This window comes from Pseudoalteromonas fuliginea, assembly GCF_000690055.1.
In the GTDB taxonomy this organism is placed as follows: Bacteria; Pseudomonadota; Gammaproteobacteria; order Enterobacterales; family Alteromonadaceae; genus Pseudoalteromonas; species Pseudoalteromonas fuliginea.
Window position 1 is genome coordinate 29707 of the sequence record NZ_JJNZ01000038.1, and the last position, 16592, is coordinate 46298.

At 39.6% G+C, this 16592-nt stretch carries 14 protein-coding genes; 5 read left to right on the forward strand and 9 right to left on the reverse strand.

Annotated elements, in window-relative coordinates:
• Positions 1 to 4: 4 nt before the first annotated feature.
• The 4 genes from DC53_RS08435 to lexA form a co-directional block, all read right to left on the reverse strand.
• Positions 5 to 535: a cytochrome c oxidase assembly protein gene (locus tag DC53_RS08435; RefSeq protein WP_033030262.1), complete on the reverse strand. Its 531-nt coding sequence runs from the start codon at positions 533 to 535 to the stop codon at positions 5 to 7.
• On the reverse strand, positions 535 to 2127 hold the full coding sequence (gene ctaD / locus DC53_RS08430) for a cytochrome c oxidase subunit I (RefSeq protein WP_002959615.1): 1593 nt from the start codon (positions 2125 to 2127) through the stop codon (positions 535 to 537). Before ctaD ends, DC53_RS08435 begins: the two co-directional genes overlap by 1 nt.
• The gene (gene coxB, locus DC53_RS08425) at positions 2127 to 3269 is read right to left on the reverse strand and encodes a cytochrome c oxidase subunit II (RefSeq protein WP_007376397.1); all 1143 of its coding nucleotides are present in this window, start codon (positions 3267 to 3269) and stop codon (positions 2127 to 2129) included. The genes ctaD and coxB overlap by 1 nt, the downstream gene beginning before the upstream one ends.
• A 460-nt stretch (positions 3270 to 3729) precedes the next feature.
• A complete protein-coding gene (gene lexA / locus DC53_RS08420; protein WP_007376396.1) occupies positions 3730 to 4347 on the reverse strand; it encodes a transcriptional repressor LexA in 618 nt (205 codons plus the stop codon).
• Between the two features lie 263 nt (positions 4348 to 4610).
• Here lexA and DC53_RS08415 point away from each other — a divergent pair, with 263 nt between their 5' ends.
• Both DC53_RS08415 and DC53_RS08410 read left to right on the forward strand, forming a co-directional pair.
• Positions 4611 to 6101: a M12 family metallo-peptidase gene (locus DC53_RS08415; protein WP_007376395.1), complete on the forward strand. Its 1491-nt coding sequence runs from the start codon at positions 4611 to 4613 to the stop codon at positions 6099 to 6101.
• Between the two features lie 234 nt (positions 6102 to 6335).
• Entirely contained in the window at positions 6336 to 6776 is a 441-nt protein-coding gene (locus DC53_RS08410; protein ID WP_033030264.1) for a PaaI family thioesterase, read from the forward strand.
• A 10-nt stretch (positions 6777 to 6786) separates the two neighbouring features.
• On the opposite strand, the gene DC53_RS08405 is transcribed toward DC53_RS08410, so the two are convergent.
• Positions 6787 to 7167 (reverse strand): hypothetical protein, encoded by a 381-nt coding sequence (locus DC53_RS08405; RefSeq protein WP_033030266.1) that lies wholly within the window; start codon positions 7165 to 7167, stop codon positions 6787 to 6789.
• A 423-nt stretch (positions 7168 to 7590) separates the two neighbouring features.
• Between DC53_RS08405 and DC53_RS08400 the strand changes: the two genes are divergently transcribed.
• The gene (locus tag DC53_RS08400) at positions 7591 to 10302 is read left to right on the forward strand and encodes a TonB-dependent receptor (RefSeq protein WP_033030268.1); all 2712 of its coding nucleotides are present in this window, start codon (positions 7591 to 7593) and stop codon (positions 10300 to 10302) included.
• A gap of 192 nt (positions 10303 to 10494) precedes the next feature.
• Complete coding sequence (locus DC53_RS08395; RefSeq protein WP_033030270.1) at positions 10495 to 11148, forward strand: endonuclease; 654 nt, start codon at positions 10495 to 10497, stop codon at positions 11146 to 11148.
• Positions 11149 to 11243: 95 nt separating this feature from the next.
• Here the strand turns inward: DC53_RS08395 and hmpA are convergent, their stop codons facing one another.
• The 3 genes from hmpA to DC53_RS08380 are packed head-to-tail and all read right to left on the reverse strand — an operon-like array spanning position 11244 to position 13948.
• Positions 11244 to 12425 carry an NO-inducible flavohemoprotein gene (gene hmpA, locus DC53_RS08390; protein WP_033030272.1) on the reverse strand — a complete coding sequence of 394 codons (1182 nt, stop codon included), beginning with the start codon at positions 12423 to 12425 and terminating at the stop codon, positions 11244 to 11246.
• Between the two features lie 21 nt (positions 12426 to 12446).
• Entirely contained in the window at positions 12447 to 13679 is a 1233-nt protein-coding gene (locus DC53_RS08385) for an NnrS family protein (RefSeq protein ID WP_033030274.1), read from the reverse strand.
• Positions 13679 to 13948 (reverse strand): hypothetical protein, encoded by a 270-nt coding sequence (locus tag DC53_RS08380; protein ID WP_033030275.1) that lies wholly within the window; start codon positions 13946 to 13948, stop codon positions 13679 to 13681. Before DC53_RS08380 ends, DC53_RS08385 begins: the two co-directional genes overlap by 1 nt.
• Positions 13949 to 14108: 160 nt before the next feature.
• On the opposite strand from DC53_RS08380, the gene norR reads away from it, so the two are divergent.
• The gene (gene norR / locus DC53_RS08375) at positions 14109 to 15665 is read left to right on the forward strand and encodes a nitric oxide reductase transcriptional regulator NorR (RefSeq protein ID WP_033030277.1); all 1557 of its coding nucleotides are present in this window, start codon (positions 14109 to 14111) and stop codon (positions 15663 to 15665) included.
• 21 nt (positions 15666 to 15686) lie between these two features.
• Here norR and DC53_RS08370 read toward each other — a convergent pair whose 3' ends face one another.
• Entirely contained in the window at positions 15687 to 16586 is a 900-nt protein-coding gene (locus DC53_RS08370) for a LysR family transcriptional regulator (RefSeq protein WP_033030279.1), read from the reverse strand.
• Positions 16587 to 16592: the final 6 nt, after the last annotated feature.

Below are 16592 nucleotides of genomic sequence, written 5' to 3' on the forward strand. Positions count from 1 at the left end.
AAAGCTAGTTATTACTTGCCACCAGCTGTTCACTAATATCAAATACGGTATAAGATAAAGTTAATTCTTCAATATCGCTTGGCAGTGCGGTATCAACATAAAAAAGCAATTTAAATTCAAGTTCTTCCCCTGCTTTTAGAGGTTGCTGATCAAAGCAAAAACAGGCTATTTTATGTAAATACTTTGCCGCTTTACCTGGTGAGACTGATGGTACAGCCTGCATTACTTTATCTAGGTTGCTGCTATTTTTAGCACTAAACATTACCTCACGCATTGCACCTGGTTTTACCACTACACTGTATTCTTTTGATTTAACTTCAAACGGTGCACCACTTTGTGTGTGAGTAGTAAAGCTAACGCCGACTTCTCGGTTTTGTACTATTTGTGTACTTTGCTCTGCTTGCTCAAGCGAAGGCTTTCCATTAAGCCCTGTTACATCACAAAACACGTCATACAAAGGTACTAAAGCAAAGGCAAAGGCAAACATGCCTATGCAAATAAGTACCAAACGTTTGAGTAGCGGTGTGTGTGTCATTACTTAATAACCGGCGGCGTAGAAAAAGTATGATATGGCGCTGGAGAGTCAACTTCCCACTCAAGCCCTTCAGCCCCTTCCCATACTTTTGCAGGCACTTTATCACCGCCACGCGCGCATTTAATTACCACAGCTACAAACAACAATTGCGATAAACCAAAGGCAAACCCACCAATACTTATGATTGCATTAAAGTCGGCAAATTGAAGAGCGTAATCGGGAATCCGACGCGGCATACCGGCAAGCCCTACAAAATGCATAGGAAAAAACAGTACGTTCACGCTCACCAGCGATAGCCAAAAATGCCATTTAGCCAATGTGATATTAAACATATTGCCTGTCCACTTGGGCAGCCAGTAATAGGCCCCCGCCATTATCGAAAATACAGCCCCTGTTACTAATACATAATGAAAGTGCGCCACTACAAAATAAGTATCGTGATATTGAAAGTCAGCAGGTGTAATTGCCAGCATCAATCCCGAAAAACCACCTAAGGTAAACAGCACAATAAACGCAATACTAAAAAGCATTGGCACTTCAAAAGTTATTGAGCCTTTCCACATTGTGGCAACCCAATTAAATACTTTTACTCCTGTAGGTACCGATATAAGCATGGTCGCGTACATAAAAAACAACTCGCCAGCGACCGGCATCCCAGTGGTAAACATATGATGAGCCCATACAATAAAGCTCAATAGTGCTATGGAGGATGTGGCGTATACCATTGAGGCATAGCCAAAAAGTTTTTTACGAGAAAAGGTAGGTACTATTGTAGATATAATGCCAAAGGCAGGAAGAATCATTATGTACACTTCAGGGTGACCAAAAAACCAAAAAATGTGCTGAAACATCACCGGGTCGCCACCGCCTGCAGCATCAAAAAAGCTGGTCGCAAAGTACTTATCGGTAAGTACCATAGTGACAGCCCCTGCAAGCACTGGCATTACCGCAATTAATAAAAAGGCAGTAATTAACCACGTCCATACAAATAAGGGCAACTTCATCCATGTCATGCCGGGGGCACGTAAGTTCACTATGGTTACAATCACATTGATTGCGCCCATTATTGAGCTAATCCCCATAATATGTACGGCAAATACAAACAATGCAGTATTATCATTACTGTATGTTGTGGACAATGGTGCATAAAAAGTCCAGCCAAATGCAGGGCCCCCACCAGGCATAAATAACGATGCCAATAGGATTAAAAACGCAAACGGTAAAATCCAAAAGCTCCAGTTATTCATTCTTGGCAATGCCATATCTGGCGCGCCAATCATGAGTGGTATCATCCAGTTAGCAAGGCCTGTAAAGGCGGGCATAACCGCACCAAACACCATAATTAAACCATGCACTGTGGTCATTTGATTAAAAAAGTGAGGGTCGACCAACTGTAAGCCTGGTTGAAATAATTCAGCCCTGATCACCATAGCCATTGCGCCACCAATTAAGAACATGGTCAGCGAAAAAATTAAATATAAACTACCTATATCTTTATGATTAGTTGTGTAAAGCCAGCGTTTAAAACCTTTAGCTGGGTGATGAGCATGATGAGCTTCATTGGCGTTAGGTTGTTCTACTATGCTACTCATTAGTTCGCCTCCACTTTGGCATCAAGTGCTGTCTGTATTTGACTCGGTTGAATAACATCACCCGTATCATTACCCCACGCATTACGTTTATAAGTAATAACCGCAGCTAATTGCTTTATAGATAACTGCTTGGCAAAAGCTTGCATTGCCGTACCGGGTCGTCCATGGATAACTACATCAATGTGATCTTTTATATCGCCAAGCACTATCGGACTGCCTTTAAGTGCAGGAAATACACCCGGTAACCCCATGCCCGTAGGCTGATGGCACGCTGCACAATTAGCCATATATACTTGTTCGCCTAAAGTCATTAACTCTTCTTTTGGGAGGGTTTTATCAAGTAATGCGGCATCTGCCAGCGCAGCTTTCTGCTTCGCCTGCTTTGCATCTGCAAGCCATGTTTTAAAATCAGCCTCAGATTTAACGACCACCACAACGGGCATAAAGCCATGGTCTTTACCACACAACTCAGCACATTGGCCTCGGTAAGTACCTTCTTCGTTTATGTTCGTCCATGTTTCGTTTATAAAGCCGGGGTTCGCATCTTTTTTAACTGCAAAATCAGGTACCCACCAAGAGTGAATAACATCATCAGAAGTCATTAAAAATCGTACTTTTTGATTTATTGGCAGTACAAGAGGCTTATCAACCTCAAGTAAGTAGTTAGGGTTTTTATCTGCAAGATTCGCGATTTCATCTTGCGGGGTAGATAAAATAGAGTAGAACTCTACATCTTCGCCCATATATTCATAATGCCATTTCCATTGCGAACCCGTAATTTTAATAGTGAGATCAGCTTTACTGGCATCTTCCATTGCAATAAGGGTTTTAGTGGCTGGTACTGCCATAGCAATTAAAATAACAAACGGAATTGCAGTCCAAAGTATTTCTACTTTAGTGCTTTCGTGAAATTGGGCAGGTACAGCCCCTTTAGATTTACGGTGATGAATAAGTGCCCAAAACATAATTGCGAACACTATCACCCCAATCACACAACATATTATAAATATGGTCATGTGCAGCTGATATACATTATTGCTTATATCGGTTACGCCTTTGCGCATATTGTATTGGCTGTTCGCCAAAACTGAGTGCGAAAAAACACATAATATAAGCCACAAGGTAGAGGTCAGTTTACCCATGTGACGGCTCCTTTGATGCTATTGCGAATGCAAAGCGAAGAGGCATACGGCTTAAACGCCAATTCGTTATTTTTATTTTTTTAGCCAATCTTATTTAATATTGATTGGTTTTGCTGCGCCAACAACGAGTTTGTGTATATTGTGTGTTCTCAAAACTAAAAAGCTGTGAGTTATTATTAGCTCAGCACATTAATAATTAGCTAAAAAACGAACAACAAGCAAGTTTTAGTATAAAAAACAATCAGGTGATATTGAGTAATTAATAAAAAATCAGTAATCAACAGGAAGTTCGAAATATGAGCAAAACAAAGGGGTTTAACGCATTCTGAGGGGGAAAATATAAGTGCAAAAAAATTTACAGCTAAAATAATTAGTTGGCTGTTTACGTCCTATTTTTAGTGCTAATGTTAAAACAAAAATGCGTGCTAAAAAGCACGCATTTATAAAAATAAATTAAAAACTACATCCAATCAGCGTTACGAATAACTCCAACGGCTAAACCTTCTATATTAAAAGATTCATTTTCTAGATCAACTTCAATTGGCGAAAAGTCGTCATTCTCAGCATGCAATAATACTTTTCGGCCTGCTTTTTCAAACCGCTTTACGGTAACATCATCATCAACACGAGCAACTACAACTTGTCCATTTTCTGCAACTTGAGTTTTATGCACAGCTAACAAATCACCATCCATAATACCTATATCTTTCATGCTCATACCGTTAACGCGCAATAAAAAATCAGCAGCCGGTTTAAACATTAATGGATCAATTTTACAATGACTCTCAACGTGCTCTTGCGCCAAAATAGGCTCTCCCGCTGCGACTCGCCCGATAAGAGGTAAACCTAACTGTTCAGGCTCTTCTTCCTCAACAAGTTGAATACCTCGGCTTGCACCTGGTTTCATCTTAATAGCACCTTTTTTAGCAAGCGCTTTTAAATGCTCTTCAGCAGCATTGGCACTTTTAAAGCCTAATGTTTGTGCAATTTCAGCACGTGTAGGAGGCATACCAGTGTCTTTAATAAAAACTTTAACTAATTCGAGAATTTGAGCTTGGCGCTTCGTTAATGGTCGCATACAACTGGTTTTCCATACAGTACATTTAACTGTGAGTATATACAGTTAAATAAAAATCGCAAATTTAAATTACATTGATTGCTTGCTGTTAATAAATCACTTTTACACTTATGTAGAAACAACGAATGTTTACATAAAATAAACATTTGTATCTTTATATTTACGATTAAGGGCTAATTTGATGACAGCCACATGTTAATAAATTGAAAACAACTTATTAACATGTACACTTTATGTGTACAAACACTTAAAAGGATTATCAAATGAAAAAATATTCACCATTGTTTATTGGCTTATTGTTTAGCGGCTATGCGTATGCCCAAGTCCCACTTTTCGAAGTGCAGCACTCTAACTTTACGCAAAACATTAATAAAGAAGGTAATGCTCAATCTCAATTTGGGCAACCGCTTTTCGAACTAAGCGCAAAAACCAATGCATTCTTTTTACCTGTTCAGGGAAGTGACATTGAATTTATCAAAAGTACAGCAAGTACATCAGCAACTGGTAACTTAATCTGGGTAGGTAAAAGCTTAGATGGTGACGAAGTAACACTGATAAAATCTACAAAGGGGATTTCTGGTACGATAAAGGTAAATGAACATGTTTATAAATTGCAACCGAATAAACATTCTGGTCATAATTTTATTGAATTAGATCCTGCCAAGCAACCTGCTGAGCATGCACCCGATTATCAACAATCTAATAACACTATTTCAATCAGTGAACAAATTTTAACAGAACAAAGCTTCCAAACAGCTATGGCAACTAACGCGCAAAGCAATATTAGCTTACTCGTTTTATACACCCCAGCCGCAGAACAAAAATCTAGTGATATTAATAGCTTGATTGATCTTGCAATAGTAGAGACTAATCAGGGTTACCAAAACTCAGGTGTCAATGCAGTTGTTAGTTTGGCCCATGTAAGCCGAGTTAATTATACTGAAGCTACAAATTCAGGTACGGATTTAAATCGTTTAGCTGCCAAAAACGATGGTTATATGGATGAAGCGCACACACTACGAGATCAATACGGTGCTGATGTAGTCATATTAATAAACGACGTTAACGGCTACTGTGGCCAAGCCAAAGCAATTGGTGCAAATGCTAACAGCGCATTTGCGATGGTTGATTATGACTGTGCAACCGGCTATTACTCTTTCGGTCATGAAATTGGTCATTTACAAGGTGCTCGTCATAACCCTGAAAACGATCCATCAACATCTCCTTATTCGTTCGGCCATGGTTATCAGCAACCTCAATCACAATGGCGTTCAGTAATGGCTTATAACTGTACAAATAACTGCACAAGAATCAATTACTGGTCAAATCCAAACAAATCATACAGCGGAAGTGTTATGGGAACTCCATCAAAACACGATAACGCTAGAGTCTTAAATTTAACAAACCCAACAATTGCAAATTTTAGATCTGCATCTAGCCCACCGGTAAATAACAATACACTGCAAAATAACCAATCTATCGTTGTTAGTGGTGATCGAAACAGTGAGCAATTGTTTACTTTTACAGTGCCAAGTGAAGCTGAGCAAGTCACATTTTCGACCTCTAATGGCACTGGGGATGTTGACCTACATGTAAAATATAATGCAATTGCAACGAGCAGTAACTACGATTGCCGACCGTATAAAAACGGAAATAATGAAAGCTGTAGCGACACCCGCACTGGTAATTACTCTATTATGATTAAAGGCTACAGTGCTTTTAGTAATGTCGAGTTAATAGCTAGTTACCAATAAAAGATCTGGCTAAGTATAAGCAAGTAACATTATGCTGCTTGCTTATATTTAGCCTAGGGCGATTTCTTCTTTACTGCTCGATTGTATCAATAAACTACGATATCCCTATTATTACTTCTTACTATCCGCCTCACGCTATCTGGCTATAAATTTAGATCCACTTTTTTATTTTCATTATCTTAACTTTATGAAAATATAAGCCATATTTTTACTACTATTTTAAAAGGTAAGCTTATGAGTATTTGGTATCAACCTGTTACTTTAGAGTTTTGCAAACAGCTAGATGAGGGTATAAACGGCCAAGGTACACTAATGAAAACCATGGGAATTGAAATTACCGAAATTGGTGATGATTACCTCGTAGCAACTATGCCTGCCATACCAGCGCATCATAATCCAATGGGCATGGTGCATGGAGGAGCCAACGTAGTGCTTGCCGAAACAGTAGCAAGTTATGCAGCTAACTTCGTAGTCGACTTCACTCAGTTTTATTGTGTCGGACAAGAAATTAGCGCCAGTCACTTAAAAGCATCTCGTAATGGTACTTTAACAGCCACCGCAAAAGCGTTTCATATTGGTAAGCGTAGTTCAGTCTGGGAAATAAAAATTACTAATAGTCGAAACGAGCTTTGCTGCGTATCAAGAATGACCGCAGCCGTAGTAGAGCGAAGATAATTACTTACTGTTACTTTTCGATTGGGTAAATTGTAATTTCCATACCCGCACCAATAGCAGATATACGTAATAATGTATCTGCATCTAAAGCTTGGTTAAAACACTTAGGCGATGTGCCTGATTCAAAACCAATATCAAACGTTCTACGTGAACAGCTTAACCATTGCTTTAGCGCGTTACGCGAACACGATTCAATAAGCTCACATATATGGTTTATTGCTTTGTCAGGCGTGTTTACTACACCTGTTGCTTCAATGCGGGCTAACTGACGGTATTCGTCTTTGTCATAATGTAAAACTGTAGCGACTTTTTTTAAGTCTGCCACTAGCACGCTAATATCCTGCTTTGATTCAAGCTCTAGATCTACATTTAAAAATTGAATTTCCGACATTGTTTGGTATTTATCCTCTAATGATTACACCGCAAACTTTAACGCAGTTTTACTTTTATACCAAATCAACTATGTAATATAAGCTGTTTTATATGGTAAATAGATAGTTTTACGCATTTATAATCCATTATTTAATATTTATCATTTTTAAGTACAAACAATACTTTTTTATAAACTCCATGGCCTGTTGGCCTTTGAGGATTAAAATTAAGTGAATTATTGTTTAAAAAAGTATAAAAAATAACCTTGACTTTCATGTGCCACCGGTGGCATTTTAAATATGCGGGTTAAATACACTGTTTAATGAGGTGTATTTAAATAAAGCCAAACACACCTCACTCATATTTACGCTTACTTATAACACAAAAAATAAGTGCAAAATCTGAACTGAGTGGCATTACCTAAATTCAGCAGGAACACACAATGAAAACGTCAAAAAGATTCACTCTCAGGCCACTTAATTACATTATTAGTGCATTATTAATTAGCACGACAGCTCAAATCAGTGCTGAAGAAGCCGAACAAACAAATATAAAAAAGAAAAGTGAAATTGAGTTAATCGAAGTTACAGGCTTCAGATCATCACTTAATAAATCGCTGGCTACCAAAAGGTTTGAAGTAAATACCACGGAATCAATTGCAGCCGAAGACATTGGTAAATTTCCAGATTTAAATATCGCAGAGTCACTACAGCGAATCCCTGGTGTCGCAATTTCGCGAGAAGGAGGAGAAGGACGTCAAATTACTCTACGTGGTTTAGGCCCATCTTTTACCCGCTCAACCCTTAATGGTATGGAAGTTCCTGCTAGTACAGATGGGACTGATTCGGGTGGTGGTGTAAATGGCGGAAGAGCATTTGACTTCAACGTTTTTGCATCAGAGCTATTCAATCGCGTTGATATTCAAAAATCACCAACAGCTGCAACCGAAGAAGGAGGTATTGCAGGTACTGTCGATATGTATTCAGCAAAACCTTTTGATTCCCCCGGTCTTCATGTAGCTGCGTCGGCACAGGCAGGCTATAACGATTTAACAGAAGAGACAGACCCTAGAATGGTATTTATGATCAGTAATACATTTGCTGACGATACCTTTGGGGCTTTATTCTCTGTCGCTAAATCAAAGCGCACAGTTCGCCAAGAAGGTTTTGGTACTGTTCGCTGGACAACCCCCGTCAAAGACGGCGGCGGTGTCTATGCTGACACATCAAATACTGACGTTATTGGCACTACTGATGTGGGAAATTGTGAATTTGAAGGTGAGCAAGTTGATGATGTAAATTGCCTATGGACTCCTCGACTTCCCCGCCCTGATTTTTTTGGTAATGAACAAGATAGATTAGGTTTTACAGGCTCATTACAGTATGCGCCTAACGATGACTTAGTAATTACCTTCGATACCTTGCATTCTACCCTCGACAACAGTCGTACGATGTATAATTTCTTCGAAATGTTCAGAAATACATTTAGCGAGATCACTCCAGACTCTATTACAGTTGCCGAAAATGGAAAACAAATTCAGGCAGGTACATTTAGTGGAGTAAAGTCCCGTGCAGAAAGCCGTCAACAGGTATCTAAAACAAAATTTAAACAGTATGTGTTATCTGGTAAATACCACCTATCTGACTACTTAAAATTAGATGCAATGATCGGCACCGCTGAGTCAAATGCTCGCTCTGAGCAATATCGTTATAATATGACCAGCAATACACCTCATACCGTCTCAATTGATTTTGGAAATAGCGCAAATACTGCAGTGATGGATTATGGCTATGATAATTTAGATGCAAGTTCATTTAATTTAACAGACGGTCGACTTCGTGCTACGGATGTGCTCAGAAAAAATGATACTGCCAAATTAGATTTAACTTACGAAACAGACTTTATGAGCATTAAAGGTGGGGTTGCTTATAACGATAGAACAGTAAACTATGATGAATCGCAAATTAATGGGTTTCCGGATCAAGAGTCAGCCATCGGCTTTTCACAATTAATGCCTTACGATGATTATGGTTCAGGCTATGATGGTACGTTGCCGCAATTTATTGTGGCCGATTTTGATGCAATTGAATCACAACTACTCAATAAAGAGTGGACGGCGCGAAGCGCACAAAGCTGGGAAGTTGAAGAGGAAACCATCGCTGCTTATATTCAATCAGATTTTGAATATGAAATATCTGATATGCTCCTACGAACAAATGTAGGCTTACGTTATGTAAAAACAGAAACAACATCAACGGGCTTTATTCAAAGCGATCCTGTTGAAATTGAAAATAGTTACGATAATGTTTTACCTGTTTTAAATTTAGCACTGGATGCAACGCAAGATGTTGTTGTACGTTTAGGGTTATCCAAAACCATGACTCGTCCAAGCCTTGGCTCACTAAACCCAGGTAACCCATCATTCTCCTATTTAAATGGAACAGTCAGTGCGGGTAATCCATTTTTAGACCCATTCACCTCAACAAATACTGATTTAGGTATCGAATGGTATTTTGATGAAGAGTCGCTACTTGCTTTAACTGGTTTTTATAAAGATATAGGTACTTTCATCACCAGCTCAACTGAGGAAAAATTAGTTGACCCTGCATACTTACCTTTCATTGATAACGATCCGCAATACGATCCATCAAGTGCACTTGACCCAAGAACAACACCCTACACCCATTACGTACCTGTAAATGGCAAGGGAACTGTTGTTAAAGGTATTGAGCTAATATATCAACAGCCATTTAGCTTTTTACCGGGGTTATTAAAAAATACCGGTATTGTTTCTAACTACACTCACGTATCCGCAGGAGAAATAACGGGGCTTTCTAAAAATTCATATAATTTCACACTTTATTACGAAGAAGAAAATTATGGCGCTCGCGTTTCAATGAATAAACGCGATAACTACATTACTGATTATACTGGCAGTAATGGTAATGCTGAAGAAGCAACAACAGGTCCAGCACATTATGACCTTTCTGCTTTTTATAACCTCAATGACAATGTAACCGTAACATTTGAAGCTATTAACTTAACCGATGAATACGAGCGCTTGTATACCACTGGTGACGGAACACTTAATTTACCACGAGAGTATAACCATACTGGTAGGCAATTCTTTTTAGGTATTCGCTATAGTATGTAAGTAAATATCTTAACCAAAGCTCAGGTTAAATAGCTTATACAAAGCTGATAGTTTCCCCGCACTATCAGCTTTTTTACAAAAATAAAAAGAGCAAGTACCAGTAACCATTTCAAGCTAAATTCTAAGTCTTCTTTATCTTTTTTAATCAACAGCTTAAACTAGCCATTCCTGTAGTTCACATATGTGATGGATATGACTCGATTTATTCTGGCCTTATTGGCTTGTTTTTTGTGTGTTTCGGTATCGGCGGAGCAGTTCACCCGTTTTTCTACTGCAAAAAAACACCTTATTAAAACCCTACCTGACAACGCTAAAAGCATCTACTGCGGCTGCGACATTAAAAAAGAAGGTAAAAAACTCGTTCCAGATCCCGCAAACTGTGGTTACGTTCCGAGAAATACGCTTACACGCTCAGGTAAGATAAACGTGCGAGCACTACGCATTGAGTGGGAACACATTGTTCCGGCGTGGGAATTTGGTCATCAACTACAATGTTGGCAAGATGGCGGGCGAAAAAATTGTAGAAAAGTAAGTGCTAAATTTAGAAAAATGGAAGCCGATATAAACAACTTAGCGCCAGCTATTGGCGAAATTAATGCCGATCGCTCCAATTATCGATTTGGCATGCTTAGCGAAAACGCCACACAGTATGGTCGCTGCGAAGTAAAAGTAAACTTTAAACAACGTGTAGTTGAACCGCCTGTTTATGCGCGAAAACGTATAGCCGACACCTATGCTTATATGCAAAGAACCTACGGTTTAAAGATATCAGATAAGCAACAAAAGCTCTTTAATGCATGGCAAAAACAAACGTTTGCAGCGCAAAGTGATACTAAAAAGCTATAATTTAATTGGTTGCGCACTATTGAGTAAACCTTATAGTGCGCGATTAAGTTAGTAGGCTAAATAATTATCTAAAATATGCCCACTTTTAAACGGTATTATAAGTCTTGATGCGGGCCAAATATTTCGTAATGAATATGCTCACTTTTAACACCGAGCCCAAGTAATTGGTTTTTTATAAATGCCATGAACCCCGCAGGGCCACACAAGTAAAAGTCGCCATTACTCAATGGTAGCTGTGCTTGTACTGCGTTTAAGCTCATCAACCCTGTAAAATCAGCGCCCTCTGTCGCTTGATTAAACCACGTTATTGTTTGCAAGTGGTTATTCTGCGCTGTTAGATCATTTAAATATTTTGAAAACGAGTGCTGCTGAGTATTTTCGCAGGCATGTAAATACATAATCTCTTGATTAGAATTATCACTTAATAACGTTTCAAGCATAGCCAGCATTGGTGTTTGCCCAACACCTGCTGAAATGAGAACCACTGGACTTGTGTTATTGCGTAAAAAGAAGTCTCCTGCCGGCGGGTATAACTCAACAATAGTGCCTTGCTCTAATGAGTGTAAATAATTAGACACCATGCCAGGCTTTGGCTGTAGCTCTTTTTTAACACTAATACGGTAGTTTTTAGCGTTACTTTTTTGTGAAATAGAATACTGGCGAATTTCTTCATATTTGGCGCCCTCTGGCTTAACTTTAATACCTAAATACTGCCCTGGTTTATGTGTAATAACAGCTTCGCCATCAACTGGCGTAAGTGTAAAGCTTGTTACGAGTGCTGATTCAGCCTGTTTGTTGGTTATTTTAAATTGGCGAGTTCCCGCCCAACCACCGTGTTTATTTTTACTGTGCTCATACAAAGCAGCTTCTTCGGTTATACAAATATCAGCAAGTACGCCGTAAGCTTCGCGCCAAGCGTATTCAACATCGGGAGTAAATTGCTCAGGAATAAGCTCTTTTAATGTACCAATTAAATGCGCACCTACAATAGGGTAATGCTCAGGTAAAATATTCAAGCTTGTATGCTTATGATTAATACGTGTTAGCGCTTCTTTTAATACGGCTAAATTATCAATATTTTGTGCATACGCAGCCAATGCATTAAAAAGTGCAAATTGCTGACGACCTGTATCTTGATTCGCCATATTAAAAATATTTTTAAGCTCAGGATTATGGCTAAATAAACGCTTATAAAAATGATCGGTAACAACCGTACCCGCCTGCGCTAATAACGGAACTGTGCTTTTTACAATCTCAATGGTTTTATCAGATAACATATGTGTTTTCCTATGGGTAAACTAACCACGGCGCCCATCAACACGACGCCGCGTTAATATAGGTGTGCAGTGAATTAAAAATAATGAAAAAGCCACTAGCCACAGCAAAGCACTTATTTGCCAAGCAAGGTGAGGCCCAATAATAAAAGGGAGTAATGAACGAGTAATAGCGGCCACAAGCAAAAACGCAAAAGCAACAGCCATGTAATGAGGAATAGCGAGTGTACGCCCTGTATGACCATGCGATACACGCGTCATCATTGCTAAAATCATCATACCTATTGTGCCAATAGTGATTAAGTGCAGCGCATCTTTAAATTGTATTGCACTGCTATAAAAGCTTATTGCCACCAGCATCAAACCAACACCTAGAGCAAGGTACGAAAAATGCAAAGACCATAACAACGGCACTCTCAATACCTTGCTATCCCACCAACAACCAGCCCTGACCAGATGAAGCACTGCAACCGTTGCAACAACTAACGCAGGATTAATCGTGTTCAAAAACAACTTGTTGATAAAAAATAAAGTGATAGCCACAATAGATAAATACATCACCGCTTTATCTATTTTAGGAGTGCGAACTTGCTCGGTTAAACCCAGACCTTTAGCGGTAAAAAATGGTAAAACGCGACCCGCAACAATGCCTACTAGTAAAGTAATAACCAGTACTGCGGTATCAACCACACCAAGTGCAAGTTGCATGTTTTTCTGTAAAATGAGTATTAAATACAATACATTGAGCCCACAAAGCACCGCTAAAATAGCTAAAAATGGATAGTTACTTTTGCTATTGGCTTTTAATAACATATTAGCCAACGCGGCTATGGCGCCTAACCACCAAATAACTTGTAATGTAAGTGCAGCATATAAATTAAAATGAGCAATATCAGGCAGTACTACAAAAAAGGCTAAGCGCGCTGCAAGCCATATAAACGTAAGCCACATAAGGGCTTTGCCACTTATGCTCGGTACGCCTGTCCATGTTTGTGCAGCGGTAAGTAAAAAGCCAACAGCTACAACTCCTGCAAAGCCAAACAGCATTTCGTGAGCGTGCCATAATGTCGCAGGTATCGATAAGTGCCAACTTGCATGGCCTGTTAAAATAAGTAGCCAATACCCCACTGACAAAAATGCCAATAAGCCACCGCCTAAAAAGAAAGGTCTAAAAGCGAGCATCCATAACGGCCATTGAGATACTTGATGAATAGCAACGCGTGCTGGCATTGGCTCAGTTAAGTTTATAGGGCGCATTATCGTACCTCCTGCCCTAAACCATGTTGTGCAACACAGCGCAGTACGTAACTTACTTTTAAAATAGCAGCAATAACAATAGTGCCAATATGAGCTGATACTTGCACCGCCATGGAAAAGTACTCTGCAAACGGGTAGCTAATTAAAATACTTGCCGTAATACACACTAAACTCACAGCCAATGCAGTATTGGCAGCAAATAATACGGTTTTGTACAGTGAACTAAACTGTGTTTGATTATTTAAATTATTCAGCATTAGTGTGTTCATGGCGATCTCTGTAACTAACTACGTTACTTAGCTATTACACATACTGTGCCAACAAATTTAATTAATTAAATTCAACAAGTTAAATTAAATCACTTTACAGTGTGAGTCTTTATGACCTACTATAAATTAACTCATAAAAACACAAATAGGTCATTTTGACGTGGACCAGCAATTCAACCTTACACAAGTTGCTCTAGAGCTTGCTCAAAGTACACTGCACGAGCATAGTTTTGATCAATTACTAGCAACGGTTGAGCGGGTGATTCCTAGTGATGCAAGTGCGTTATTAGTGCTTCAGGGCGAGCAATTAAAACCACTGGCAATTAAAGGATTAATGCCCGACAGTTTAGGCAGACGATTTAAAATAGCAGAGCACCCTCGCCTAGAAGCTATTTGCAAAAGCACACTCGCGCTTCAATTTGCGCACGACTGCCCACTACCCGATCCATACGACGGATTACTATTAGCTAAAACCGGCGACATACCAGTACATGCATGTTTAGGTTTACCTCTTTATGATAAAAACGCGCTACTTGGCGTACTTACGTTTGATAGCCTTAACGCCAATGCATTTAACAGCATAAGCGCTGATACACTCAATACCTTACAAACGCTGTGTAGCGCGCACTTTAAAACGGCCTTAGAACTTGCCCATTACAAACAGCATGCACAGCACTCAAGTGCATTAGTACAAGAACTAAATCGTGAAGCATTAACACGTGACGGCGGTGAAATTATTGGTCAAAGCCCGCTAATGCAAACACTTAAAAACGAAATTAAACTCGTTGCAGCATCTAACTTTAGCGTGCTTATATTAGGTGAAACAGGGGTAGGGAAAGAACTTGTTGCACGTAATATTCACTTAAATTCAGCTCGCAAAGATCAACCGCTTATTCACTTAAATTGTGCATCGCTTCCCGAAAACCTTGCTGAAAGTGAATTTTTTGGTCATGCGAAAGGGGCTTTTACAGGCGCACTAAATTCGCGCCAAGGTAAATTTCAATTAGCTGATGGCGGCACGTTATTTTTAGATGAAATTGGCGAACTACCCCTTGCCATGCAAAGTAAACTATTACGAGTGCTACAAAGTGGCGAAATACAAACGGTGGGTGAAGACACGCCAAAATACGTAGATGTACGCGTAGTTGCTGCCACTAACAGAAATTTAAAAGAAGAAGTAGCTCAAGGTCGCTTTAGAGCCGATTTATACCATCGCCTCAGTGTCTACCCTATTACTGTGCCACCACTTAGTAAACGCGAGCACGACATAACACTCTTAGCTGGTTATTTTATCGAGCAAACAGCCCGTAAATTAGGGATAAAACAATTAAAACTAAGCCCTGAAGCGCAAGTATTGCTTAATCAGTACAACTGGCCAGGTAACGTGCGCGAGCTTGAACATGTCATTAGCCGCAGCGCCCTTAAAGCAAAACAAAGCCAATGGCAAAATCCAATAATAACCATTACAAGCGAGCACTGTGATTTAACCCCGAGTGCGCTGCAACCCCCTATAGCAGCGAGCCAAAGTACAACCAACACCTTAATCAACCAACCTTTAAAGCAAGCTGTAGAATCGTTGCAATACAACGTAATTACTGAGCAATTAAAGAAGCATAACTACAACTGGTCAGCAGCAGCAAGAGTACTTGAATTAGATAGAGCTAACTTAGTACGCTTGGCTAAACGCCTAGGGATAGAAGTAAAAAAAACACTATAATCATTTAAAACGCTGCTAAAACTATTGATTAGCAGCTAACTCACTAAAGTGTGTTTTTAACAACCCAGCAAAAGCTTGTACTTTAGCAGTACGATGCACTAAGTGATGCGTGACTAACCATACATCGGTAGGCCAGCTTAACTCACTGTGTAATATAGGCACTAAATCAGGATATTGCGCCGCTACGTCATGCTGCAATCCGCCAATGCCTAGCCCTTTAATTATTGCACGAGTCGCTTCTGCGGTTTCAGATACTCGCAGCTTTATTTGCGATGCGGGAATATGTTCATCAGCCCACGCAAAATAAGGCACGCGGGCATTAAAACCTGCCACACCCGATACAAAATTATGCTGTTGTAAATCACTTAATAATTTAGGCATGCCGTATTTATTAATATAACGTTTATTAGCGTATAAGCCCGATGAAAGCTGGGCCAAATGTTGAGCAATATAATCGCCTTCATCAGGCCTTGGGCCTGCACGCACAGCAATATGTGCTTGCCCGTGATCGAGCCTTAGCCTTTTTTGTTCTAAAATAACTTCTAACTGCACCTGCGGGTGTAACGCTTGAAACTGCTCACACACATCGCCAAGTATATCCATAAAACCGCTTACCGTAGTTAACAACAAACTCCCTCTAAGTGTACTGTCTGCCGAAGCAATATCGTTATGAAGCTGCTCTAACGAACTATGAATAGTCTGCGCCGTTGCAAATAACTTAGTGCCAATTTCAGTTACTTTGTAGCCACGCGCATGGCGATGAAAAAGCCGTGTATTCAAGTTTTTTTCAAGATTATTAATTCGTCTAAGCACTGTGCTGTGGTGTACATTAAGCTCTTCTGCTGCCGCTGTTAACGTGCCTAAACGTGCTACTTCAAAAGCAACTTTAACGTCTTGCCAATCTTCAAACTTTATCGCCATGCTGCC